This window comes from Candidatus Nitrosotenuis chungbukensis (genome assembly GCF_000685395.1).
Classification (GTDB): Archaea; Thermoproteota; Nitrososphaeria; order Nitrososphaerales; family Nitrosopumilaceae; genus Nitrosotenuis; species Nitrosotenuis chungbukensis.
In genome coordinates this window covers 92985-117800 of record NZ_AVSQ01000015.1, presented here as the reverse complement: position 1 = coordinate 117800, position 24816 = coordinate 92985, and the positions used below count along the sequence as shown (strand labels likewise).

Annotated in this window: 29 protein-coding genes; 18 read left to right on the top strand and 11 right to left on the bottom strand. The window is 41.7% G+C overall.

The window, feature by feature from the left end; translation table 11 throughout:
• Positions 1-20 precede the first annotated feature (20 nt).
• The 14 genes from NKMY2_RS05530 (at position 21) to NKMY2_RS05465 (ending at position 13878) form a co-directional block, all read left to right on the top strand.
• On the top strand, positions 21-1187 hold the full coding sequence (locus tag NKMY2_RS05530; protein WP_052347535.1) for a S1C family serine protease: 1167 nt from the start codon (positions 21-23) through the stop codon (positions 1185-1187).
• 40 nt (positions 1188-1227) lie between these two features.
• Positions 1228-2385: a 7,8-didemethyl-8-hydroxy-5-deazariboflavin synthase subunit CofG gene (cofG, locus tag NKMY2_RS05525; RefSeq protein ID WP_238549778.1), complete on the top strand. Its 1158-nt coding sequence runs from the start codon at positions 1228-1230 to the stop codon at positions 2383-2385.
• A complete protein-coding gene (gene cofH, locus NKMY2_RS05520) occupies positions 2382-3638 on the top strand; it encodes a 5-amino-6-(D-ribitylamino)uracil--L-tyrosine 4-hydroxyphenyl transferase CofH (protein ID WP_042685927.1) in 1257 nt (418 codons plus the stop codon). The genes cofG and cofH overlap by 4 nt, the downstream gene beginning before the upstream one ends.
• Before the next feature lie 2 nt (positions 3639-3640).
• A complete protein-coding gene (locus tag NKMY2_RS05515; protein ID WP_042685665.1) occupies positions 3641-4993 on the top strand; it encodes a TldD/PmbA family protein in 1353 nt (450 codons plus the stop codon).
• A gap of 61 nt (positions 4994-5054) precedes the next feature.
• Entirely contained in the window at positions 5055-5351 is a 297-nt protein-coding gene (locus NKMY2_RS11065) for a TRAM domain-containing RNA chaperone (RefSeq protein ID WP_052347534.1), read from the top strand.
• 317 nt (positions 5352-5668) lie between these two features.
• The gene (locus NKMY2_RS05505) at positions 5669-6013 is read left to right on the top strand and encodes a hypothetical protein (protein WP_042685662.1); all 345 of its coding nucleotides are present in this window, start codon (positions 5669-5671) and stop codon (positions 6011-6013) included.
• Positions 6014-6037: 24 nt separating this feature from the next.
• Positions 6038-6763 carry a proteasome assembly chaperone family protein gene (locus tag NKMY2_RS05500; protein WP_042685660.1) on the top strand — a complete coding sequence of 242 codons (726 nt, stop codon included), beginning with the start codon at positions 6038-6040 and terminating at the stop codon, positions 6761-6763.
• Between the two features lie 60 nt (positions 6764-6823).
• Positions 6824-7837 carry a phosphoribosylformylglycinamidine cyclo-ligase gene (gene purM, locus NKMY2_RS05495; protein WP_042685657.1) on the top strand — a complete coding sequence of 338 codons (1014 nt, stop codon included), beginning with the start codon at positions 6824-6826 and terminating at the stop codon, positions 7835-7837.
• Positions 7838-7908: 71 nt separating this feature from the next.
• A complete protein-coding gene (locus tag NKMY2_RS05490; RefSeq protein WP_042685653.1) occupies positions 7909-9111 on the top strand; it encodes a cation:proton antiporter in 1203 nt (400 codons plus the stop codon).
• A 55-nt stretch (positions 9112-9166) separates the two neighbouring features.
• Positions 9167-9559, top strand: coding sequence for an LIM domain-containing protein (locus NKMY2_RS05485; protein WP_042685651.1), 393 nt, complete (start codon positions 9167-9169; stop codon positions 9557-9559).
• 56 nt (positions 9560-9615) lie between these two features.
• Positions 9616-11184, top strand: coding sequence for an elongator complex protein 3 (locus tag NKMY2_RS05480; RefSeq protein WP_042685649.1), 1569 nt, complete (start codon positions 9616-9618; stop codon positions 11182-11184).
• Positions 11185-11188: 4 nt separating this feature from the next.
• Positions 11189-12781 (top strand): lysine--tRNA ligase, encoded by a 1593-nt coding sequence (gene lysS / locus NKMY2_RS05475; RefSeq protein ID WP_042685647.1) that lies wholly within the window; start codon positions 11189-11191, stop codon positions 12779-12781.
• Position 12782: 1 nt separating this feature from the next.
• Positions 12783-12968 (top strand): hypothetical protein, encoded by a 186-nt coding sequence (locus NKMY2_RS05470; protein WP_042685644.1) that lies wholly within the window; start codon positions 12783-12785, stop codon positions 12966-12968.
• Between the two features lie 43 nt (positions 12969-13011).
• On the top strand, positions 13012-13878 hold the full coding sequence (locus tag NKMY2_RS05465) for a hypothetical protein (protein WP_042685641.1): 867 nt from the start codon (positions 13012-13014) through the stop codon (positions 13876-13878).
• Between the two features lies 1 nt (position 13879).
• Here NKMY2_RS05465 and NKMY2_RS05460 read toward each other — a convergent pair whose 3' ends face one another.
• Positions 13880-14314, bottom strand: coding sequence for an SHOCT domain-containing protein (locus NKMY2_RS05460; RefSeq protein WP_042685637.1), 435 nt, complete (start codon positions 14312-14314; stop codon positions 13880-13882).
• A 347-nt stretch (positions 14315-14661) separates the two neighbouring features.
• On the opposite strand from NKMY2_RS05460, the gene NKMY2_RS10885 reads away from it, so the two are divergent.
• The gene (locus NKMY2_RS10885; protein WP_177316518.1) at positions 14662-14805 is read left to right on the top strand and encodes a hypothetical protein; all 144 of its coding nucleotides are present in this window, start codon (positions 14662-14664) and stop codon (positions 14803-14805) included.
• 282 nt (positions 14806-15087) lie between these two features.
• Here the strand turns inward: NKMY2_RS10885 and NKMY2_RS05450 are convergent, their stop codons facing one another.
• The 9 genes from NKMY2_RS05450 to NKMY2_RS10245 all read right to left on the bottom strand — a co-directional run bounded on the left by NKMY2_RS05450 (position 15088) and on the right by NKMY2_RS10245 (position 22575).
• Positions 15088-16314 (bottom strand): MFS transporter, encoded by a 1227-nt coding sequence (locus NKMY2_RS05450; RefSeq protein ID WP_238549777.1) that lies wholly within the window; start codon positions 16312-16314, stop codon positions 15088-15090.
• A 54-nt stretch (positions 16315-16368) separates the two neighbouring features.
• Positions 16369-16845 (bottom strand): DM13 domain-containing protein, encoded by a 477-nt coding sequence (locus NKMY2_RS05445; RefSeq protein ID WP_042685629.1) that lies wholly within the window; start codon positions 16843-16845, stop codon positions 16369-16371.
• Positions 16846-17103: 258 nt separating this feature from the next.
• Positions 17104-17724 carry a DM13 domain-containing protein gene (locus NKMY2_RS10250; RefSeq protein WP_052347533.1) on the bottom strand — a complete coding sequence of 207 codons (621 nt, stop codon included), beginning with the start codon at positions 17722-17724 and terminating at the stop codon, positions 17104-17106.
• Position 17725: 1 nt separating this feature from the next.
• Positions 17726-18280 (bottom strand): hypothetical protein, encoded by a 555-nt coding sequence (locus NKMY2_RS05435; RefSeq protein ID WP_042685624.1) that lies wholly within the window; start codon positions 18278-18280, stop codon positions 17726-17728.
• Positions 18277-18888 carry a hypothetical protein gene (locus NKMY2_RS05430; RefSeq protein WP_042685622.1) on the bottom strand — a complete coding sequence of 204 codons (612 nt, stop codon included), beginning with the start codon at positions 18886-18888 and terminating at the stop codon, positions 18277-18279. Before NKMY2_RS05430 ends, NKMY2_RS05435 begins: the two co-directional genes overlap by 4 nt.
• Positions 18889-19298: 410 nt before the next feature.
• The gene (locus tag NKMY2_RS05425) at positions 19299-20084 is read right to left on the bottom strand and encodes a DUF72 domain-containing protein (protein WP_042685619.1); all 786 of its coding nucleotides are present in this window, start codon (positions 20082-20084) and stop codon (positions 19299-19301) included.
• An 8-nt stretch (positions 20085-20092) separates the two neighbouring features.
• Positions 20093-21181: a J domain-containing protein gene (locus NKMY2_RS05420; protein WP_042685618.1), complete on the bottom strand. Its 1089-nt coding sequence runs from the start codon at positions 21179-21181 to the stop codon at positions 20093-20095.
• Positions 21182-21258: 77 nt separating this feature from the next.
• Positions 21259-21510, bottom strand: coding sequence for a hypothetical protein (locus tag NKMY2_RS05415; protein ID WP_042685614.1), 252 nt, complete (start codon positions 21508-21510; stop codon positions 21259-21261).
• 51 nt (positions 21511-21561) lie between these two features.
• Complete coding sequence (locus tag NKMY2_RS10245) at positions 21562-22575, bottom strand: thrombospondin type 3 repeat-containing protein (protein WP_157832459.1); 1014 nt, start codon at positions 22573-22575, stop codon at positions 21562-21564.
• A gap of 116 nt (positions 22576-22691) precedes the next feature.
• Here NKMY2_RS10245 and NKMY2_RS05405 point away from each other — a divergent pair, with 116 nt between their 5' ends.
• Positions 22692-23000: a hypothetical protein gene (locus NKMY2_RS05405; RefSeq protein ID WP_042685612.1), complete on the top strand. Its 309-nt coding sequence runs from the start codon at positions 22692-22694 to the stop codon at positions 22998-23000.
• A 41-nt stretch (positions 23001-23041) separates the two neighbouring features.
• Here NKMY2_RS05405 and NKMY2_RS05400 read toward each other — a convergent pair whose 3' ends face one another.
• The gene (locus tag NKMY2_RS05400; protein WP_042685610.1) at positions 23042-23332 is read right to left on the bottom strand and encodes a hypothetical protein; all 291 of its coding nucleotides are present in this window, start codon (positions 23330-23332) and stop codon (positions 23042-23044) included.
• 253 nt (positions 23333-23585) lie between these two features.
• On the opposite strand from NKMY2_RS05400, the gene NKMY2_RS05395 reads away from it, so the two are divergent.
• Together NKMY2_RS05395 and NKMY2_RS05390 are read left to right on the top strand one after the other, a co-directional pair.
• Complete coding sequence (locus NKMY2_RS05395; RefSeq protein ID WP_042685608.1) at positions 23586-23864, top strand: hypothetical protein; 279 nt, start codon at positions 23586-23588, stop codon at positions 23862-23864.
• 689 nt (positions 23865-24553) lie between these two features.
• Positions 24554-24790 carry an Lrp/AsnC ligand binding domain-containing protein gene (locus tag NKMY2_RS05390; protein WP_042685606.1) on the top strand — a complete coding sequence of 79 codons (237 nt, stop codon included), beginning with the start codon at positions 24554-24556 and terminating at the stop codon, positions 24788-24790.
• Positions 24791-24816 lie beyond the last annotated feature (26 nt).

The following is a 24816-nucleotide window of genomic DNA, read 5'->3' as shown; positions in this document are numbered from 1 at the left end:
ACCCAGACAGCTGCCAATCAGTGAACAGATCAAATGCGATTATTTCCGGCCTGCTAGGCGTAGTAATAATACTTGTTGCATACAGCATAATTCTAAATCCCCCACAGAAAACGCCAACAGTTGAGGATATCGGTAAGGCAACAAAGACAGTCGTAGGTGATCAAACATCGCAGGATTTGACGCTGACTGAAATTTTTGAAAAGACGGAATCGGGAGTAGTCAAGATAAACGTCAAAAGGCCAAATGATCAGAGAGGAAACGGGCTGGGCTCAGGCTTTGTGTACGACAGGGAAGGCCACATAATAACAAACGACCATGTCATTGAAAACGCTGAAAAAATAACAGTTACATTTTTGGACGGAAGATCATTTAAAGCAAATCTAGTTGGAAAAGATCTTTACACAGATCTTGCAGTGCTCAAAGTAAATGCAAGTGAGGACGCACTGTATCCACTCACACTTGGAAACTCGTCTAAACTAAAGGTCGGAGAACAGATTGCGGCAATTGGAAATCCATTTGGATTGTCAGGCTCCATGACTTCGGGAATTGTAAGTCAGATTGGCAGACTGCTTCCATCGCAGGACAGAGGGTTTCAAATTCCAGACATAGTTCAGACAGACGCTGCAATAAACCCCGGAAACTCAGGCGGGCCCCTTTTGAACATGAGAGGCGAAGTGGTCGGCATAAACACGGCAATCCAGTCAGAGACGGGAGACTTTGCAGGAGTAGGGTTTGCCATCCCTTCAAGAACAGTGCAAAAGATCATCCCAACGCTTATTGAGAAAAACACATACCACCATCCTTGGGTCGGAATCTCTGGAAGGGACATCGATCCTGACCTTGCAGAGATACTCAAAATCGAAGATACCCGCGGCTTTTTGATAATCAATGTACTAAAGGACAGTCCTGCAGAAAAGGCGGGGCTACGAGGAACCACCAATTCAACCACGATAGACGGAGTCACATATCAGGTAGGGGGAGACATAGTGCTGGCAGTTGACGGGATTACAGTTAGAAAGATCGACGATATTTTGATTCACCTCCAGCGCGACAAGACAGTCGGGGACGAAATGGCACTTCAGATTCTTCGCGACGGAAGAGTCACCAGCTTAGTACTGACCCTTGAGGAAAGACCAAACGCAAGCGTGCTGGTAAACAATACAACAACCAATTCGACACAAAAATAAATACTAGAATTCAAGATTATCTTTTACGTTGAATAACCTTGTGTTTGATTGTGAATTACTAAATCATGCAATAGATGGAAAGGAGGTCACAAAAGCAGATGCATGTGAGATTTTTGAAATTGCAAAAAACGAACCTGCCGAATTATTTAGCACCGCGACAAGGCTTCGCAATACGCACAAACAAAGAACGGCCACATTTTCAAAAAAATCATTCTTTAATCTCGTAAACCTTTGCAGGGACACATGCGATTACTGCACGTACAAATCAGAGCCAAACCAGCAGAAGACATCAATGATGAGCAAAGAGAACGTCAGAGATTTGGCAAGGCTTGCAAAAAAATACAGATGTACCGAAGCGCTTTTTGTCACAGGTGAAAGGCCAGAGCAGAAATACCAAGAGGCAAGAGAATGGCTCAAAGAGAATGGATTCTCAAGTACTGCCGAATATCTTACCCATGCATCAGAAATTGCACTGTCAGAAGGACTTTTCCCACATACAAATGCAGGCAACCTTACAAAATCAGAGATAAACGATCTCAAAAGAACCAACGTGAGTATGGGTCTGATGCTTGAGAATTCGAGCGACCGTCTCACTAAAGAAAACATGCCGCACCATCTTGCTCCAAGCAAGAATCCGAGGGCACGACTTCAGGTCTTGGAAAATGCAGGCGACCTCAATATGCCAATGACTACAGGACTGCTTGTCGGAATAGGAGAGACCCCAAACGAGGTAATCGACTCCATATTTGAGATAAAAAAACTGCACCAGAGGTACGGGCACATACAAGAAGTCATTTTGCAAAACTTCCAACCAAAGCACGACACCAAGATGGGAGACTTTGCGTCTGCCGAGGAAAACTATTTCAAAATAATCGTGGCGCTAACAAGAGTGATAATGCCGCAAATGAACATCCAGATTCCGCCAAACCTCTCACCGGATTCATATCAAAGCTTTCTTCAGGTCGGGATAAACGACTGGGGCGGAATATCGCCGCTTACGCCAGACTATGTCAACCCCGAATTTAGCTGGCCCAAAATAGAATACGTTGCAGAAAACACGGAAAATGCGGGCTACGAATTAAAGGCACGATTTCCAGTGTATCCAGAATTCATGCACATGGTAAATTCTGATCTTCACGACAAGATGTCAGAAATCATGGACGAGGACGGATGGGTGAGAGAGGCATACTGGAAATGACTTTGAATATTGATTCGCTGCTAAAAAACGCAGACCCGCTAGTTGCAGATTCGCTAAATAGCGCACTATCTGAAAAAGAAATTTCTGTAAAAGAGGCAACTCGTCTTTATGATGCAAGGGGCATTGACTTTCACCTAGTCGGCATGGTTGCAGACGAGCTCAGAAAGAGGCGAGTCGGAGACATTGTCACATTTGTAGTAAATCGAAACATCAACTTTACAAACGTGTGCATAAAACAGTGCGGCTTTTGCGCATTCAGCAGGGACTTTAGAGAGGAGGAAGGATACTTTTTGCCAATAGAGGAGATAGTAAGGCGTGCAAAAGAGGCACACAGTCTTGGGGCGACCGAAGTCTGCATTCAGGCAGGCCTTCCTCCAGACATGGATGGCGGGTTCTACGAGAAAATATGCGCTGCCATAAAAGCAGACATTCCAGACATTCACATACATGGATTTTCCCCAGAGGAGGTCCTGTATGGCGCAACTAGATCAAACGTTTCGATAAAAGAATACCTCTCAAGGCTAAAGGACGCAGGAATCAATACCATCCCAGGCACCGCCGCAGAAATACTAGATCAGAAAATCCGCGACAAGATATCGCCTGGAAGAATCAGCGTTTCTGACTGGACTGAGATAATCAAGACTGCGCACAGGATGGGAATCAATTCCACATCCACCATAATGTTTGGCCATGTGGAATCCACAGAAGACAGGGTAAGACACATTGCAAAGATAAGAGACATCCAAAAGGAAACAGGGGGATTTACAGAGTTTGTCCCCCTGAACTTTATCCACACTGAGGCACCAATGTACACACACGGGCTACATGACGGAATCAAAAGCGGCGCTAGCGCAAATGACGTGATGCTGACACACGCCATTGCAAGAATAATGCTCAACAACCATATCGACAACATCCAGATGTCGTGGGTAAAGGAAGGCCAGAAAATGTCGCAGCTTTTGCTAATGTGGGGCGCAAACGACTTTGGCGGCACGCTGATCAACGAAAGCATCTCAACGTCAGCTGGCGCGCAGTACGGCCAGATTCTAAGGCCAAAAGAAATCCGTCGCCTCGTCAGAGAGATAGGCAGGATCCCAGCGCAGAGAACCACCACGTATGATATCATCAAAAAATACGACTCTGAATCCTCTGAAGACGAGCTGGACAAAGTGGAGGACACTGCGAGGTTTGGCTCATATTTTGAACTTGTGAAAATCGACAAATTCAGATACAAGAACCCAAGGTCAAGCTAATCTTGTCAGTTTGCAGCGAGGTCATATCCTATGCAAAAAAAGCAGATGCCGATGAATGCGAGTCCATTCTTTGTTCAAAAAGAATCATCACGATTAGAATAACAGATTCTGAAATTGCCGAGACAAAGGAAAGCCATGAAAAATCACTTGGCATACGCATGATACACAAAAAAAGGATATCTTGTGCCCAGACAACAACGCTTGAACCAGGCAAAATTGTAGACAGTGCCCTCAAGTCTGCCAAGAACACCACAGAGAGAAAGTTTTGGAAAACACTGCCAGGCGATTCTGCATGTGTTGCTCTTGAAAAGGTAAATGATCCAAAGATTTGGAAGGCGACTACGGTTGACATATCAGACATTGCGCAAGAGATGATCAATTCTGCGCAAAATCGAAAAATAACAAACATTTCAGGCTCGTTAAATGTCGTTTGCGAGGAATTCGAGATTGCAAACACGAGCGGGCTGCAGAGAGCAGACGTCGCAACATATGTCTCCGGAATAATAAATGCAGACTCTGACATTGGTAGTTTTCCTGTAAGCGGCATAGGGCAGGCAAGCTCAAGAATGCTGTCAGATTTTTACCCGGAAAAGATTGGCACAGACGCGTCTGAAATGTGTGCCAATTCAATAAACCCACATACTGCTGATTCTGGAACAACAAGCATAGTCTTTGACCCTCTTGCAGTGGGCGAATTACTTGCGTTTGTTTTTGCGTCAAACTTTTCTCTGAAAACATATTCTGAGAACAGAAGTTGTTTTTCAGAAAAAATTGGAAAAAGCATTGCGGTGGAAAATTTTGAGCTCATCGACGATCCACACATGCCAAACGGTCTTGGAAGCAAACCGTTTGATGATGAGGGAGTGCCTACAAAGAAAACGCACTACATAAGAAACGGGATTTTTGAAAAAACATACTCCGACTTGCATAACGCATACAAAGAAGGCGCCACGTCCACAGGAAACGCATCAAGGCTCGGCTCACCGCTTGGCCGCAGTTCAGATCCAGTCCCAATGCCTGCGCCACATAACCTGACAGTCAGAGGCAGTACAAAGCGAGACGACATCATCAAAGACACAAAAAACGGAGTCTTGGTAAGCAGATTATGGTACACGTATCCCGTAAACCCAATCAGGGGGGACTTTTCTTGCACCGCAAGAAGCGGGATTTGGATCATTTCAGACGGTCAGATCAAGGAGCCTGCAAAATCAGTCCGAATAATACACAATTTGCCAAGGCTTTTGCAGCAGGTATCGGCTGTTGCAGACAACGGGCGGGCGGTTTTGCCGTGGGCGTCAATACCAGTCACGGCTCCGACCATCAGGTGCGAAGGAGTCACGATTAGCCCCATCTGAGAAGGTATAATTATGACAGAGACGTTAGTTAATCAGCTAGAGAAGTGAAGGAGGTGCAAGAATGAGCTTTAACGATAATTCCGATCGACAAAATAATCGAAGGTTTGGCGGAGGATACAGAGGAGGTGGCGGTGGCGGCAGACGTTTTAACAACGATAGACAATTTGACGACACTCCAAAACCAGTAGAAACTGGTAAAGAATACGATGTATCCATCACCGAAACCAGCAGACAGGGCGACGGAATAGCAAAGGTAGACGGATTCGTCATATTTGTGAAAGGTGGACAACCTGGTCAAGATGCAAAAATCAAGATCACACAAGTTGGCAGACGTTTCGCAATTGCAGAAATGGTATAAACATAAAAACTAAATCATTAAGATTTTTCTTTTTTTTTCTTTTTCTTATTCAGATTTTAAAGTGATGCGGATTTTGCCGCATAAGATTAAGTACCGCAGAGCCACAGCGGATTCATGTGTGAGACGCTAGACGAGATTCACGCAGCACAGCTTGCAGCAGTAATAGCAAAAATGCGAAGACAGGCAAAGCCGCTTGATATAGCAGCGTAAACTTTCAAGTTTTTCCCAGCGTAGACGTTTGTTTAAAAAAACTATCACAAGATCAATAAAATTTTAAGCTAACCTTAATATGGTAATATACCGTACCATACGGTAACATGAAGGCAAGAATGACATACATCCCAGTCGAGATTGCAGATCATTTTGAAGATTTCATCATAACGCGTGAGGAGCAGATCCTAGATGCAGTAAAGGCCCGCACTCGTGATTTCAGTACGCTTTCGCTTCTGAAGCTTTTGTATCAGCTAAGATGCAATCCAATGACATTTTCTAATCTTTACACAAATTCAAAAATTCGCATGAAACGATCATTTCTGAACTATCTCCACCTCTGCGTAGAATATAATTTTGTAAGCAAGGAGATCATCGGCCCAAATGTAGTGTATTCACTTACAGACAGGGGCAGAAGGATGCTTGATCTCTTTATGCAAAAAAGTAATTAGACAGAGAAAAACCCGAAAGGCATAATGCGGCAAAACGTCCCAGAGGATCACGTACTTGAGATAAAAAAAATCAACTACAAAAGCCCGATAATTTTTGCAGGGTTTGTCGGCCCAGGCCTAGCAGGACCGCTCTCTGTCGGATACATGATTGAGAAGTTAAAGATGAACGAGGTCGGATATTTGCGCTCAAAGTTTCTCCCGCCATCAACAGTGTTCATTCAGGGCAGGCTAAGGCACCCATTTCGGTTCTACTCTAACAAAAATGGAACGGTCTGCGCAATAATTTGCGAGGTCCCCCTCAGAATGGAGGGACTCTACAACATTGCGTCCACCATCCTAGACTGGGCCCAAAGCAAGGGAACAAAAGAAGTCGTAATCCTAGACGGGGTGGCAAGTGACGAGCACGATGAGAAGATTTTTTGTGCAGCAGAAGAAGACCTGTGCAGAATAATGTCAGAAAAAGGAATAAGCATGATCTCGCAGGGATTCATCACTGGGATCCCCGGAAGCATTCTAAACGAGTGCATAATGCGAAAGATTCGCGCAATAACTCTGCTTGTGAAGGCAAGCCACATCAGTCCAGATCCGCTTGCAGCTGCCACGCTCATTGACGCAGTAAACAAAGTCTACGGCACTGGAATCGATGCGTCCGATTTGAGAAGCGAAAGTGAAAAGATAGGAATAGAATTCAAGGAGCTCTCAGAAAAATACAAAGAACACCGACAGGCAGATTCTGGAATGTACATGTGAGATTATGCGTAATCTACATGTGACAAAGTACTTTTATCCACATTGAGAATGCAAAATAACATGGGCCTCACCTACAAGGACGCAGGAGTCGACGTAGAAAAGATAAAGAAAAGCCAGTCATCAATTGGCAAAATAATCGCGTCAACGCACATGGGACAAAAGGTCAAGTCAGGCTTTGGTCACTATGCAGGACTAGTTGAGATTCACGGCGGAAAGCTTTTGGCGACACATACAGATGGGGTCGGCACCAAGGTCATAATTGCAAATTTGCTAAAAAAATACGACACCATAGGAATAGACTGCGTTGCGATGAACGTAAATGACATAATATGTATTGGCGCAAAGCCGGTTTCGTTTGTCGACTATATTGCGGCAAATCAGAACAACGAGCCCATTTTTGTCGAAATTGCAAAGGGCCTGGCAGCTGGTGCAAAAAAGGCAGACGTGCCAATAGTGGGCGGGGAAACGGCGATAATGCCGGACCTGTTTTTAGAAAAGAAATTTGCGTTTGATCTTGCAGGAATGGTGGCAGGACTTGTTGAAAAAAACAAGACCATACTTGGAAACAAGATAACAGACGGCGATAGGATAGTCGGCATTCAGAGCACAGGAATCCATTCCAACGGGTATTCACTGGCAAGAAAGGCCCTGCTCAAAAAATACTCCATAAAAGATACGGTAAAAGGCATAGGCAGAATTGGCGACGCCCTCCTAACCCCAACTGAGATTTACGTAAGGCCGGTTCTCGAAATCATTTCAAAGTGCCAAGTTCACGGACTTGCAAACATAACAGGCGGAGCATTTACCAAACTGCTCAGACTAAAGACGGCAGGATTTTGGCTTGATTCCATGCCAGAACCCCCAAAAATAATGCAGCTAATCGAGAACATGGGGGTAAAGCAGGACGAGATGTACAAGACTTTCAACATGGGGGTGGGATTTTGTGTCATCGTGCCAAAAAGATATTCAGATCAAGTGATTGCTATTTGTAAAAAGCACAATCTCAAAAGCCAAGAGGTTGGCCACATCACAAACAAAAAAGGCGTCTTTGTGAACTCAAAAAAACTCGCATAATTAGACTAAAATTTCATCATTTTTAATCAATGATTTCTTATATTACCAAAGACAGAATCCTGTGATTCGTCATGGAAGATCAGTTCATTCAGGTAGTCATCGGCGTTTGCATATTGCTGTTTGCCGCAAAGCTGATGGCAGAATTATTTGTAAGGCTCAAGCTTCCAATCGTTTTAGGCGAGCTCATAGCTGGAATGATTGTAGGCCCCTTTGCATTTGGCTCGTTCTTCACAATAGGCGGAGAGACGATACTGCAACTAAGCGGAGAAATAAAGATTCTAGGCGAGATAGGGGCCATCGTGATTTTGTTCATGGCAGGACTTGAAATGACTCCGCGCGAGTTCCTCAGGGGCGGCAAGGCATCATTTACAGTAGGCACCTTGGGAGTAATCGTGCCATTTTTTGTGGGATTTTTCGTGTTTCAATTATTTGGATTTCATGCGTATCAGGCAATGCTTGTGGCCACGGCACTAACAGCTACCAGCATTGCAATTTCAGTTCAAGTGCTAAGTGAGTTCGGTAAACTGAAAAGCGCAGAAGCGAGGCTGATAATCGGAGCGGCAGTAGTTGACGACATTTTAGCAATTGCAGTCCTCTCAATTGTAACATCGATCGGAGGCGGAACGGACACTGTTGATGTAGCTGAAATTTCATTTACCATTTTGAAGGTACTTGGATTCTTTGCAGCAATGGCAATTGTCGCCATTTTTGTTGTCCCAAAAATTGCATCTTCAGGCATGTGGAAGGCAGGAGGAAGCGTTGAGGGGGTGGTAACTGCCGTGTTTTTTGGAACCGCAGGATTGGCAGCGTCAATCGGCCTATCCCCGATACTAGGTTCGTTTGTTGTAGGAATGGCGCTTGCGTCATCAAAAGTCTTTGAGAGAGTCGAGCACTACATTAGCAAACTAGGCCTGATCTTTGCACCTTTGTTTTTTGCAATAATAGGCGCACAAGTAGACTTTAGGGGACTGAGCCCGGAGATACTGATTCTTGCTGCAATAGTAATAGCAGTTGCAATTATTACAAAATTGGCAGGATGTGGATTACCAGCATGGATATTTCTCAGAAACAAACAGCAGGCAAAGCGGGTTGGGATCGGCATGATATCAAGAGGGGAAGTTGGCCTCATAGTTGCAGGAGTCGGCCTTACCAGCGGCGTTCTGACTTCAGACGTGTACTCTACAATCATTATAATGGTGGCAGTCACCACACTGATAACTCCAATTTGGTTAAAATTAGAATATAGAAAAGAAATCGGTGCAAAGACATCTTGATTTTTAAAAGTTGATTTAAAAAATATTAAAATTAGACCAAAAAATTCGAGTAACAATGGCTGCCGGTAAAGACTTTGTAGACATGTGTGTAATCTGCAAGCAAGGTGTTTCAAGAGAAGACATGGATTATCAAAAGGGCAAAGTCTTTCACGCCCAATGCTTTACTGAACATGGAAACACAGTATCAATGATCGATCCGGAGCTTGCTCACCTTAGCGCAAGGACCAGAATTGAACTCGTACAGCTAAAGAACCTCAAAATGAAAAAGGATCTTGAGGAACCACTCCCAGGCACTGCAAAAAAATCAAATCCCATAAAAGGAAAAAGGAATGCCGCAAAGAAAAAAGGCAAGGTAAAAAAACCGACAAAGAAAAAGGTAAAAAAATCAAGGCCAAAAAAAGCAAAGAAAGTCAAAACAAAGAGACGAACAGTATCAAAGAGACGCTAGTGCCTCATTTAACAAATTTAAGGCCATGAGTATACCAAAAATCATTGCAACAAAGTATGGTGTTTTCCAAGGCATGCTCTGAAATTTCACAAAATCTGCTTTTGATAAGCTCGCCTAACAAAAACGAGGTAAAATCACAAATCAAAAAAATATGCACAAAATACTCACTTGAGCGCATTCCAAGAAATCACGAAATTTTGGCAACAGTGTCCGGGAACGATTATGCCAAACTGTCAAGAGTGTTATTGAAAAAACCAGTCAAGACGGCATCAGGCGTAGCGGTGATTGCATTAATGCCAAAGCCGTATGCGTGCCCGCATGGAAGATGCACATACTGCCCCGGAGGAATAGAATCCAACTCGCCAAACAGCTACACTGGTAACGAGCCATCAACGATTAATGCAATTGAGAGCCAGTACGATCCAAAAAAACAAATCATATCAAAAATTGAAAAGCTGGTTGCATACGGGCACGATCCGACAAAGATGGAGCTAGTCATAGTAGGTGGCACGTTCTTGTTCATGCCAAAAGACTACCAACGAGATTTCATAAAATCGTGTTATGATGCACTAAACGGATTTGACTCGCATGATCTTGAGCAAGCAAAGACAAACAACGAAAACGCGGAGATCAGGAGCGTCGGATTTACAATTGAGACGAAACCAGACTATTGCAAAAAAGAACACATCGACATGATGCTAGAGTACGGGGTGACAAGAGTAGAGATTGGCGTTCAAAGTCTTCAAGAACGAGTATACAAGATAGTAAACAGGGGCCACACGTATGCGGATGTCGTGGAATCGTTTCAGATGTCAAAAGATGCAGGATACAAACTTGTTGCACATATGATGCCAGGCCTCCCTACCATGAGTCCGGAGGGAGACATTGCAGATTTTAGAAAACTCTTCGAAGACGAAGAGCTAAGACCAGACATGTTAAAGATCTATCCGTCGCTAGTGCTTCAGAAAACTCCACTGTACAAAGAATATCTTGATGGAAAATACATGCCGTATTCTGATGACGACATGATCAGGGTTTTGACCGAAGTCAAGAGAAACATCCCAAGATGGGTCAGAATAATGAGGGTCCAAAGAGAAATATCACCTGGAGAAATTATCGCGGGCCCAAAATCAGGAAACTTTAGACAAATAGTACACGAGAATCTAAAAAGGCAAAACATTTCTTGTAGGTGCATCAGATGCAGGGAGGTGGGACTGCGAGACAACCACGATTCAAGCGAGATTTCATTACACAGGGAAAACTATGCGTCGTCTGGAGGAAGCGAGGTTTTCTTGTCGTATGATGACGCTGATGACAAGATTTATGGATTTTTGAGGCTAAGAAAACCAAGCGAGAAAGCACACAGAAAAGAGATAGCAGGCAATACGTGTATTGTTCGCGAGCTTCACGTATATGGAAAGTCATTAAAGATTGGCGAACGCGAGGAAGGCGAAATCCAGCATTCCGGCTTTGGCAAAAAACTGATGAGTGAGGCAGAAAGAATATCAAGTGAAGAATTTGACGCGAAAAAGCTTTTGGTGATCAGTGCAGTAGGTACACGGGAGTACTACAGAAAACTGGGCTATTTTATGGATGGTCCATATATGGCAAAATCATTGGTGTGATAGAATGTCAGAAGACGACCAGAAAATTATCGGCAGGGGCACCTGGATTGACAAGCTTGCCCACGAAATGATAGAGCGAGAGCAGCAGCTTGGACGGAGCACCAGCATGTTGAGAGTCGAAAGCGGCCTTGGCGCATCTGGAATTCCGCACATCGGCAGCCTCGGAGATGCAGTACGGGCATATGGCGTAAAGCTTGCACTTGAAAACTTTGGATACAAGTCAGAACTTGTTGCTTATTCAGACGATTTAGACGGACTAAGAAAAATACCAGAAGGGCTGCCAGACTGGCTTGGCGAACACATCGCAAAACCCGTGTCACTAATTCCAGACCCGTTTGGATGTCACGACTCGTACGGCATGCACATGAGCAGCCTTTTGCTTGACGGATTAGACAATCTCGGAATAAAATATGATTTTAGGCGCGCGCGAGATACTTACAAAAATGGATTGCTCAAGGACCAAATCCACACAATTCTAACAAACAGCGAAAAGATCGGAACCAAAATTGCAGAGCTTGTAGGCCAAGAGAAATACCAAAAATATTTGCCATACTACCCAGTCTGCGCAAATTGCAATAGACTGTACACTGCAGAATCCTACGAATACATTCCAGATGAGATGAAGATAAAATACAGATGCCATGAGGCAGAGATTGGCTCCAAAATGCTCAAAGGATGTGGTCATGAGGGGGAGGCAGACATCACAAAGGACTTGGGAAAACTTGCATGGAAGGTAGAATTTGCTGCGAGATGGCACGCATTTGACATCAGATTTGAGGCATACGGGAAAGACATCATGGATTCTGTCAGAGTAAACGATTGGGTATCAGACGAAATACTGAATCACCCACACCCACACCACGTAAAATACGAGATGTTTTTGGACAAGGGTGGAAAAAAGATTTCAAAATCGCTTGGAAATGTAGTGACCTCGCAAAAATGGCTAAAATACGGAACTCCAAAATCAATGCTTCTTTTGTTATACAAGAGAATCACAGGTGCAAGAGAGCTAGGCTTTGAGGACATTCCAACTTTGATGGACGAGTATAATGAAATCGAGGACGTATACTTTGGAAAAGTCAAGCTTGACAACGAGGCAAAGACTGCAAGAACAAAAGGGTTGTACGAGTACACAAATTTGCTAAACGTCCCAAAAACGCCATCAATTCACGTAAACTACAGATTGCTAATCGAGCTTGGGCGCATATTCAAAGAAGACAGGGTGAACAGAATTACGAAAAAACTCATCGATTACGGTGTCATAAAAAACCCAGATCCATACATAGACCAGATAATCCAACTTGCCGGAAACTATGCTGATGACTTTGAAGAGCAAGAGATCATGCAGATTCAGATAAACGATGCAACAAAAAACGCGTTAAGAAAACTTGTGGATGTTCTTGTGGCAGAAAAAGATCCCGAAGATCTACAAAATGCAATTTACAACATTGCCAAAGAGAACAATGTCTTGCCAAAGGACTTTTTCATGACACTGTACCAGATAATTCTTGGAGCAAGCCGCGGGCCGAAAATAGGACCATTCATCATGGACATTGGCAGAAACAAAGTGGCGCAAACAATAGGGAAGTACACCTAAAATGGCACACTCCGAACACAACAAGCCAAAAAAGAGCGGAGCGTTTTTACTCATCATTTTGGGCGCAGTTCTTTTCATAGTTTCCCCAACATGGTTTGCAGACAGACCAGAGATTGGTTTTTCCATGATAGCCCTTGGCTTTGCAATTGGCGGACTAGGATTTTACCTCCGATTCATACGAAAGTGAATAGAAATATTCATCTCCACATCTAAGATAGAGTGATTATACCATGGGACTCTTCAGACGTACAAAAAAAGAGGAAACAGAGCAGGTCGCAGAGACATCTGAGGCACCAGCAGAGCAAATACGCATAAAGAGTCCCGAAGAAATTCAAAAAGAGCAGCTGGCAAACGAAGTCTCGTATCTTGAGGCAGAGATCAAATCAAAGGCAGACCACCTCGACTCAATTTCTCAAAAACTCGCTACGGTGAAGGGAGAGTATGAGCAGACAATTGGCTTGCTAATGTCCTCAAAAAAAGAAATGAATGAAAAAAGAGCAGAGTTCGAGTCGGCCAGATCTCAGCACGACCAGATTTTGCAAAAAATCAATTCCTCAAAATCAGAACTAGAATCAATCAAAAAGGAGCACGATGAAAAAAGAGCAGTTCTTGACGAACTGAAAAAAGCAAAGTCAGACTTGGATGCAGCGCGTGCAGAGTATGTCAAGTACAAGACAGAGTCAGAGGAATTGAGGTTGCAAAATAAGATAATTCAGAAATCGCAGGAAGAGGGCAAGAAGGATTACGACAGCATAAGCCAAGAATTGATCAAGGCGAACTCCGAGCTGGAATCTGCAAGAAAGGAAATTTCAGACATAAGAAAAGAGCACGCTACAAAGAAAAAGGAAATTGAATTTGCAAAAAAGGAACTCAAGTTCATTGAAAGCCAAATGGTAAATGTAGGAGACAGGACCGCGCCAAAGAACATCGTTGCAGCAGCAAGCTCTGTCGTATCATCACTTAATGCCAAAATTCTTGCAACGCAAAAGGAGTTAGAAGTGCTCAAGGTTGCACTTCAAAGGGAGCGCGCAGAACACCAAGAAACAAAAAAAATTCTTGCAGCCTTAGAATCACAAAAAAAAGATCATGCTGAATAACCTATTGCAGTTTTTTGATAATTTCCTTTTTGATAAACAAAAATTCCTCATTTGATAAGACACCTTTTTCTTTTAGAGAGGCGAGCTTAGTTAATTGATCAATGATGCTCCCGTTTTCCTCAGAATCGCCAAGCGGTGCTATCGACTGAGCAATTTTTTGCTCGTTTGATTTTGTTTCAATTGTCTGGGAATTGAATTGTGGAGAACCGCCCACTTCTTCTAAGAAGACATTAGTTGCACATCCAATAATTTGCATGTGCTGGATTAGTTCCTCGCCTGCAAATTCAATCAGCAAGCCTTTTGCAGACCTGTAGCCGCATGTATCACAAACCACTGCAAACATGCCAGATGCGAGATTTGGGACGTCGCCAACACTTGTTTTTCTGACATATTCAGCATATCTTGTCTTGCCACACTGATGATTGTCAGTCGACATGTGATCTTCGCAGAATTTGAAGCCGCAATACTGACATTTTGAGGGAGATCTTAGAATGTCGCCACAGAACAAACATGAATTGGCTTTAGTCTTTGTCGATAGGCTCAATTTCAGCATGACTAGCCGCCAATTATTAAAAAGGAGTAGCTCATCTTCTGCGAAATTTGAGTAATTTTAGACGATTTTGAGGCGAAAGGTGTTTTTATTCTGCAAATAAAATAATCTGATGTATTGAGTCTTGTTTTTGTCAAATTGCTTTTTCCCATCCTAATTTTGCCACATGCATTCTGTGCCAATGACGGCATCGCCTATGAAAATACGATTTCTAGAGGAGCCACAAGATAGGCGTGTCATCAATAAGATCTGCTGCCAGATTCGTTGTTTTTGTGGTAGTCGGGATTGTGGCCATAGTTGTCGGATCATTTATGATTCGAGGAACGATGCACCTATGGGACAGACAGAAAAAAACAGATGACGATAAAAAGCAATAACATCATCTAAAAATACAACCAAAAATAATAGTTATCATGGTAGGTCCAAGAGATGGAGGATTTGGTTTTGATCAATCGAAAAAATATACCAGTGTAGACAACCTAGAGCAGATTTGTGTACAATGTCAAGCAGGTCAACATGCAAAATGCCTTGCAAAGTCAAAAGAAATACCTAGCTGCGAATGCGAACACTGCATAGTATTTGGCTAGTTTGAATACCAGAAAGGAATTCTAAAATATTATCACGGAGTGTTAATCTTGAGTATCACCAGACGAACTAAATCATTTTTCTTGTTCTTGATCAGGTTTAATTTTTCGAAAATTCACATACAGTCCGATATCGTATGCTATCTTTAGGAGTCCGCCTACCACAAACGGTGCAGAAATCCAAAGGGATTGCATTATTGCGCCAGCTATGGAGGGGCTGACAGCCTGGGTTACATTTCGTGAAGTGTTTGTTATTCCAGCTGCCGCAATTCGTTCTTCCTCATTTACAACTGATGCAATATACGACTGGCGAGTCGGGACATCCATCTGCGAGAGAGCCATCCGTCCAAGGTAAAATCCCATTGCCAAAGGAAGTGTCGGCGCAAAGGCAATCAAAACGGTCAGAACATTTGCAGGGATATGAGTAAAGACCATTGTATTTATGAGTCCTATTTTATCTGCAAGCCGCGTAGCCAGAACATATGAAAATGCAGTAAGCATCCCCGCTATTGAGAAAATAAACGCAAGATCAGTTAACGCCACGCCGAATTTTGTAAAAAACCAGAACGACACTATGCTTTGTATGACAAACCCTCCTGCAAAAGAGTCCACGGAGAAAAGTGCCGAAAGCCGCCAGATTATCCTCTTTGATTTCGGAGACAATCTATTACGGGCCAACGGGTTTGGCTTTGATTGCAATTCAATTTCCTTTGACAGGAAATAATAGATTACGGCAGATACGATTCCTGCAATCCCATATATGGCAAAGAGGGGTTTGAATGAGTCTATTTGAGAAAGCCCAAGATGGGTTTGCAGTATTTGCGGAAACCCAGATAATAAAACGCCTGCAGACATTGCAAGCATGCCAACCATGTTATAAAATCCAAATACGGTGTTTCTCTTTTTGATGTCTTTTACGGTCTTTGGCAGTGTTGCCTGTTCAATTGACAAAAATGCGCTAGTTTCTGCACCAGTCACATTTACGGTTCCAATGAATGCCGCGATTATCAGTGCAATGTAGTTATCAGTTAGGAGAAATATGACTCCCGAAAACGCCATCAGTAGCGCATAAAGAGTCAGAATTTTCCTTCTGCCAAATCTGTCTGCGTAAAAGCTTGCAAACATTGTAAAGATGACGCTGTTTACAAGAGTTGCAGAGAGAATTGCGCCAATTAGTATTTCGTTAAAACCAATTGACTTTAGATAAATTGCTAAAACGATACTAAGAAATCCATATGAAAACGCCCTAACCACCCTAGCAGATAAGAGTAGTTTTCCATCCATTGAAAGCCAATCTAACAAGCAGATCTACGTGTAGACGATTCTCTTATGATTCTTTGATCATACATGAAAAAATTAAGAAAGATTCGCATGGCCAAACAACACGGAAAACTGCTTGCACCACACCAAGGCAGTATCATATTTTGACAGATCGGTTCCCTCAGGAATGCGGTAGTTTTGGTTTCCAACGTTTGCCTTTAGTGAGCCCAGGTCTACATAGTTAGTTGCTTTGTCATCGGTTGCCAGATACACGTGTAGGTCAGGTCCATTTGTTGCCTTGAAATCCTCCAGTCTCAGGAATTGAGCGTCGTCTATTGACAGTACTTTGGCAGTTCCCTCAGCATTGTGGATCCCATCACCTACGCCTACGAAGATTCCCAATGCCAGTTCGACTGGTTGTACTGTTTCTGCATCTTGTGTTTGTAACGCGTTGATTTTGGCCGACGGTATTTCCTCATCAATGGTTGTGTCGAAAAAAAGCGGCGACGAGGCATAAACAATTGCCGGAATCAAAAATGCCAAGACAGCCCCAATGACTAATTTTTTGTTCATGAACTGAATTTAGATCAATTAATTAAAACCATTTTACCAAATCATGTCCAAATTGGTTCCAATTGACCCTAAACAAACGTCAGGACTCAGAGTCACTGAATTACAATCATATTTTGTCATGTCTCTAACTCTTCTTCATCGCCTGACAGTCTTTTTTTCCTCACAGCGTGATAAGAATCAGACGGTTTTATGGAATAACTAAAAAATAATCAGAAAATTAAGCGTGAGAATCATCACTGAATCACATCTGACGAGCGATCACTCTGCTTTCAAAAACTTTGTGTAAGCATAATAGGTATCAAACGTATCGCTGTAAATTATCAGTACATTGTATGCATCGACATCTATTCCAGTTACGTCGTAGTTTTGATTTCCTATCGATGCCTTGATTGGCCCCAAATCAATCCCACTTGCAATTGTTCCATCTTTTGTCAGATACAGGTGTTGGTCAATTCCACTTGTGACAGAAAAATCTTCAAGCCTTAAAAACACCATATCTCCAGCATAAACAATAGATGCAGTTCCACCTGCATCATACCCCTTGACACCAGTCAGCTGTGTTAGTTTTGTAAATCTAATATCATTTGAGCCGGATTTCAGTTTTATCTCGTCAGTATTCTCAGAGACATAACTTGGATGATTCTGTGCTTCTGTCAGTAACATTCGAACTGTGCCAGACGGCATCTGATCAACCAGAGAGGTTCTTTCATCTTTGCTCATTGAAACGAATTTCTCATACGTAAGATCGGTTTTCATTTTGTCTAATGCAGATACTAGCTTATCTTCCTTAACTGGAGGCAAATATGACGCTGCAAGAACATAATAGGTGCCAATAAGAAAAGTCCCAATCATTATTGAAATAGTAATGGTTTTTAGCACATCACACACTTGCCTTTAGTATTTTTTGTTTTTTGGATTCGTACTGTATCGCAATTGCAAAAAATCCACCCATGGCAATTCCATACACCACGTGAAGTTCAAGTGCACCAAGCATTATGAAATTAGTATTTGACAATAGATTACCCACGTCACCGATAAGCATGGCATTACTTGATTGAATTGTCGGAATCATTAGAATGCTGCTAATAGGTATAAAAAATGCGAAAAATACTACAACCCCAGTCGTTATTCCTGCAATCATGCCACGCCCAAGTGAGATTATGCGTAGTTTTTGATGCAGCCCAGAGCACATGCCAAAAACTGCCCCCACTAGTGCGGCAGTCAGCATATGAGAAATCATTCCTACCAGGGTTGCAGATATCCCAGTTATCCCTAAAGGTAGACCAACCACCTTGTAGAAGGCACCTTGACCAGCATTAAGGCCAAGATCTATCATAAAGATGCTAAGGAAAATTGCAAATCCACCTACCAGTCCTGAAACAGTACCAATTTTGACCACCATTGAAAAAGGAAGGTCGGAGTAGAATTTGGTCATGTGGATGGCCAGTTCTCACTCTCAAACTTTTGCCAGTTTGGCTTTTTCTCTTTTTTTTCTTTTTGTTTCATGTTGTAATCCTCATATAGCATCATTGAGCTGAACAGACCCATTACGGCACCAAACAACACATGCAATACCAGCGAACCCCAAAGTATTTTGTCAGAGGCCTGAACAAGAGTCCTTGCGATTTGCATATCACCTTCTGTTACCGCATAAAGTCCTGACGCATGATCTGCGATCATCGGCATCATGACATAGATGGTAATTGGCATGAAGAATATCGCATATACTTCGATTCCAGTTACTGCGCCGGCAACTATTCCCTTTGGCACGCTAGATATGTGCAACATTTTATGCATGATAGAACAAATGCAAAATGTCGCACCTATCAGAGATGCAACAAGCATGTGCGCAATGAACCCAAATGCAATGGCGTACAAGCCATGCAGTCCCACTGCCATTCCAACCATCTTGTAGAAGGTGCCAAACGGGACACCAACTTCGCTATCTATCCAGAAAAACGAGCTGAAAAGTGCAAATCCACCTACCAGTCCAGCAACACAACCAATTTTTGCCATGCGATAGACTTCGTATTTAGTAATCATTTTGCATCACCGAAAGGATCTAATTCTGCAGAAATGATTGCACTTTTCAACCATTACAGTACGTAGCAAATAAATATAATGTATTTTGTTTTTAATACTTAAAACTGTTTAGTTAAAATCTAAATAAATAAACAAACGTATAGAAATCATTCAAAGTAACAGACAGCACCATACAGTTGTAAAATTGAGGATCAACAACAATTAACAAGGATAGTATTGCAAGTAAACGCTGTCGAACTGTTGTTCGTTGCTCACCGATCCGGTTAGAGCGCATCAGTGCTTTCTTACTTGATACTACCCTAGAACGTAGAAAGTCAATCTAGTGAATAAAGGTGATCACGTGCAACATGAACGTTTGTTAGAATTTAAAATTAAAATCATACATTCGTTAATTTTTGTTCGTAACACAACTAAAAATCAGCAATGGTCTTTTGCTTCTTATCAGACCACACAAGTTCTTCCAACCCAAGCAATACCCGTAGTTTGTTTGCAGTAGATGGTCCAAATCCCTCATAGTGATTGTTTGCCATTACCATTCCAAACGAAATTTGGTTTATGACATTATTCAATCGGTCTGCCCAAACTCTTAGATCATTTGTCCTATCTCGCATTATTTTGCCAAAATCTTTTTCAGGAATTGATCTATCGCCAATTATTCTCACATATACAAAGTCAGATGTTATTGGAAACGGATTTTTTACTCCAGGCACGTCATTCCACACAAGACAGGTTTTATTATCAGAAAGATATTTCGTAGCAGCGTCTGAGAACCAGCTTTCATGTCTTCCTTCAATTATGTAATTTGAGGGAAACGACTTTAATACTTCAAGTCTTGGTTTTGCGTCATCAAATGACAATGATGGTGGCAGTTGCATTACAGCAAAGGACATCTTAGAGCCTAGCGGTTTCATCGATTCTAAAAACTGCTCCAGATGCACGGATGCATTTTGAAGTTTATTTTCATGTGTTATGATTTTTGGCAACTTGGCTGTAAATCTAAAGTGCGGCGGTGTTTCAGAATACCATTTTCTTGTTATGGATTTGTCAGGAATTCTATAAAATGTGGAATTTATCTCAGTAATATCAAAAATTGACGAATAATGCCTAAGAAAGCAAGATGCAGGCATGTTTTTTGGATAAAAAGAGCCAATCCAGCCACCATAACCCCAACCAGTACAGCCAATGTTAATTTTCAAGTGGTTCTCTATTTTTTGAAAAAGCCAAAATTGTATCTGCTTCTCTTTTCGGGTTTTTTTCCGATGCCGTCAAGATAATCATATGTTATTTCCCGTCCATGACCCACCATGTTTGATGTTTTTAGGTCATGCAGCTTGAAGCGTTTTCCATTTTCGAGTTTAATTATTGCGTCATCACTTAATGCAAAACCTGATCCCTCGTCATGAAAGGTTATTGCGCCGCCATCTCTAACTTCGATTTCCACATTATAGTTCACCGTACTGCCAAAAATAGAGATGATTCTTCCCCTCACCTTTACATTGTTTATAAGATTATGTACTACTACAGTGTCCCCGTCTAAGAACACGGTCTCCCTTGCAGTACCTGCAATGATTTTGCCTTTTGGTGCGCTAAGTTCTGTGAAATGCTCTTTTGTAACATAGAGACCAACCCTACCTTCAGGATCCTGAAGTGTTTCTTTTATCCCAATTATGTTTCCAACAATAATGTCGCCATTTTCCGCCACAATTTTTGCCCCATGTTCGATTTGGAAATTGTTTTGCAACGGATCAAGTAACGTGAAATTTCCATTTTTTACTGTAATGTGTGTCTTGTTGTCAGCATCTTGAGAAAAATAAGGATTGGTTATACTGCCGGCCATCACAATTGACCCATCATAAGTAAAGTGTCCTGCCCAGAATCTGCCTTTTATGAAAAGCTCGCCTGTCTTTTTTCGTTCAAATTCGATTTCCCCTAATTCTTTTGAGCCAAAGAGCTTAGAGCCCGTTTGGTCGGAGCGGTTCAGTAACGCTGCCCATTGCTCTGCAATTTTCATTTCACGTGCAACATCTCCTGAAAGAACCAAGTTTCGTTTTCTTCTTTCCTCATCAGAATCGCCAGAATAAACGCGTGATTTCTTTAGTCGCTCATCTTGTGTATCAGGGTGTGTTTTTCCCATTTTGAGGTCCTCATAGGCCTGAATTATTTTTTTGACTTTTTCTTCATCGCCTCCCCTGTCAGAGTGATGATCCAGGACCAGTTTTCTAAATGCCGCCCTGATTTCCCCCTCAGACGCACCGTATTTTACGCCTAAAATATCATAATTATTTTCAACCATAAACCATTTTGCCCTTTTTAATTTTCTTTTCTTATATTATGTATTTTTTGTATTAGTGAAACTTGGGAAATCAGCACTTAGCTGAAACCGGCCCCAAATTTATCACCGTCTTGTAGCGGATCCACATCTTTTGCATTTATTAATTTTAGATACAAGAATGCTTCATTAACCAGTTCTATTGCAGAGTCGCCTTCCATGTGAAACTTTGTCTTTACAAAATCATGATATTTTTGAAGTTTTTGTGGGTCTTGTTCATCTAGAGGAAAGTTATCTTGAACGATCAATTTGGCAACTTGCTCTATTTTAGAATCATGTTCAGAATTACTCATCTTAGATTGTTTACCGATATTGTGTTTTTAAACAATTGGTATGGTTTGTCACTAGGTGTGCTTTCTAAATTTTGCAGCGGCAATACCTCCGGCAGCGGTAATCGCAGCAGCAATCACTGCCGTCCACGGGACAACATTAGATACAGGGTCTTCTGAAGAGGCAATTACGCATTTACCATCAATGTTTGTTTGACCTACAGGGCATTTATCAGGCGCTGGAATCTCATCATCGTTGGAATTTGTTTGAGGAATGTCGGGGCAGCCATCAGTGTCTTTATATCCATTTAGGGTTTCTGCTTCAAATTGACATTTGTCCATAGTATTGATAATACCGTCATCATCATAATCAGCAGTAGCTACAGTATCCGGGCAGCCGTCTAAATCCTGATAATTATTGATAGTCTCAGATTCCCGCGGGCACAAGTCATCACTATTTAGTATTCCATCCTCGTCAGTATCTTTTACAGTAGGTACATCGGGGCAGCCATCAGTGTCCTCAAACCCATTCATGGTTTCACGTTGTGTGGGGCAGTTGTCCATAAAGTCCACGATTCCGTCGTTGTCAGTATCTTTGATTGGTGGGACGTCGGGGCAGCCATCAGTGTCCTCAAACCCATTCATGGTTTCAGGCTGCGTAGGGCAGTTGTCCATAAAGTCCACGATTCCGTCGTTGTCAGTATCTTTGATTGGTGGGACGTCGGGGCAGCCATCAGTGTCCTCAAACCCATTCATGGTTTCAGGCTGTGTGGGGCAGTTGTCGGCGCTATTAACAATCCCGTCGCTGTCAGAATCCACTGGTGGGACAGTGTCGGGGCAGCCATCAGTGTCCTCAAACCCATTCATTGTCTCAGGCTGTGTAGGGCAACTATCAGATACATCAGCAATCCCGTCGCTGTCAGAATCGCTAGGCGTCGTAGTATCAGTGTCATTAAACAGTCCATACGAGTTTGTTTCTAGTTCGGACGCAAAACTAGACATAGGTACGAAAAAACCAGTCAGAAATACAGAGAAGATAAACATTATGATTGTTTTATCTTTTTTTACAACGTTATTTACAAAGGACAAATGCTTGTTCAATCCTCCAGCAACAACTACATACAAAAACCTTAAGATTGTTTCATCCTGTCAGGCGCAGAATTTGATCCTCTGATTATAATGTAAGTTATTGCCACACAATAAAGATGAGGCCGTTATTTCAGCTAAGCACTAGAAGATATGATGAGGAAATTGAATTAATTAAGAAAGCCATGATCGATTTGGAAAGCAAATGTAATGTAAGAAACGGATACGAGATAGGCGCACCATCCAGATCTGCAGGTTGGACTTTTTTCAATATTCAGATAAGCCCCGAAATGCTAGATGTGATCGAAAAATCAGGCATGATGGAAGGCGCAATCGGATACAGAATAGAAGAACAGTTAAAGAATTTTCTTGGACACTTTCTTGAATCGCATGGAAGCAATGTAAGAATTAAGAAAATCGACTACTAGTTTCACAAATCTGCAAATTTACGCGTAGAGATTTAATTCCACTAGAACCCTTCAGGGGGTTTTTGGACAAATACATTACATACTAACCGGTCTGTTTTTTGGTCCCTATACTGCACATTGCATGTTACAAATTTACCTTTCAGTGTACGATTCAAATCATCAATTGATCTTTCTTCATACTCCGGATTATCAGGATTGTCCACTTTTGCAATCGTAATGCGTTCAGTTTTTCCATATTGTGCCTTGTTGTCTTTTCTATAATGAGTCACGGACATTTCAAAAGTATCTCCAGAAAGGCACCCAATTACTGGACCTCCTATTCCATCTCCCATAATTTTTGTAGTTTTTTACGCGCTATAATTATTCTATGTTTATACGAAATTTAGAGCTAAATTCAATTTCAGGTTACAATAGGACCAAAATGCACTACTTCCAAGGGTGATTTTCTTAAGAATTGATAGGAGTGATTGGTAGAGATTAGCAGAACGAGATCGAACAAATGTTTGTTTTTTACCATAGTTTTTAGACAATCATACAACAACAATTAGATCAAGGTTATGTTGTAATTTGCCCAAATATCACTAGATGAGGCGAGATGTACGTCAAGATATCAAAACACTTCAAGTCGAGATAATCAATGATGAGAGTAAAATTATTGAGTGTATGCGCCAAGGTCAGTATGATTTAGTGAAAAAATGTCTTTCCAGAATCGAATCTGATCTAAAGTATCTCAGCATCATTGCAAACGGAGCGCCAATTGACAAGAGCGAAGACAGAAAGATCATGGATTTTTTGAGGGTGCACTATGAGAACATGCGTAATTTGTCATTGCCATGTGATAACGCATTACAAGACAGCAGGTAGACATGCGATGTAAATTTTGTATGTCAACAAGATATCTTGATTTTGACTGAGATTTTGTGTAATCTTGAGAATTCTTCCCTTTATATGTCAGCTACAGTCTAACTATGCATGTTAAGAAAAATACTAGCAAAACTGAAACGTGAACAGAAAAAGGTGTCTGCCAACGTAGACTCATTCAAAGAATCAGTAAAGGAAGAATTCAAACAGGCAGACACTAAATGAAGTGGAATTGCCCAAAATGTGATTTTCATTGGGAAGGAGACATGCAAACATACAGCGAACTAAGCAATCATGAAAAAAGCCACATAAAAGAGAGAAAAGACAACTGAACTTAATTTTGAAAATTCATCTTTCTTTTATTGTCCAACCCAAAGGTCAGATAATGTTTAATTTTGCAGTAAGCACAAGTTACTAATTCGCAATAGAATTCAATACAATTCCAGAAATGTGAGATATCGTCAAGATTTCATAGTTTAGCAAATTGAAGAACGGGTGTTTTGTATATTTTAGCTAAAAACGCATTCAATTATACAAATGTGAGCTTATTTATTGAAAAATCTAATAAATTAGCATTTTTTTAAAGCATCACTATATATATGTAAACAAGCATATGAGAGCATGAAATATTGTGTTTGTAAAGAAAAGATTGGGGAAAAACTAACTATCAAATACTTACAGTTGGTCAAGTAATGACAACAGCATATGTTTTGATAAATTGCGATCTGGGTTCACAAGATAAAGTGTTTTCACAGCTAAAAGCCATTAACAGAATAGAGACTCGGGGAGTATTCGGCGCATACGACATAATAACAAAAATTGAGGCACCAACTACAGATATGATAAAAGACATCATAACATCAAAAATTAGGGTAATTGACAGAATTCGCTCTACTCTGACTTTGATGGGAACTGAGAAGGAAAAATAATTCAAATAAATAAAATTAGATATTCA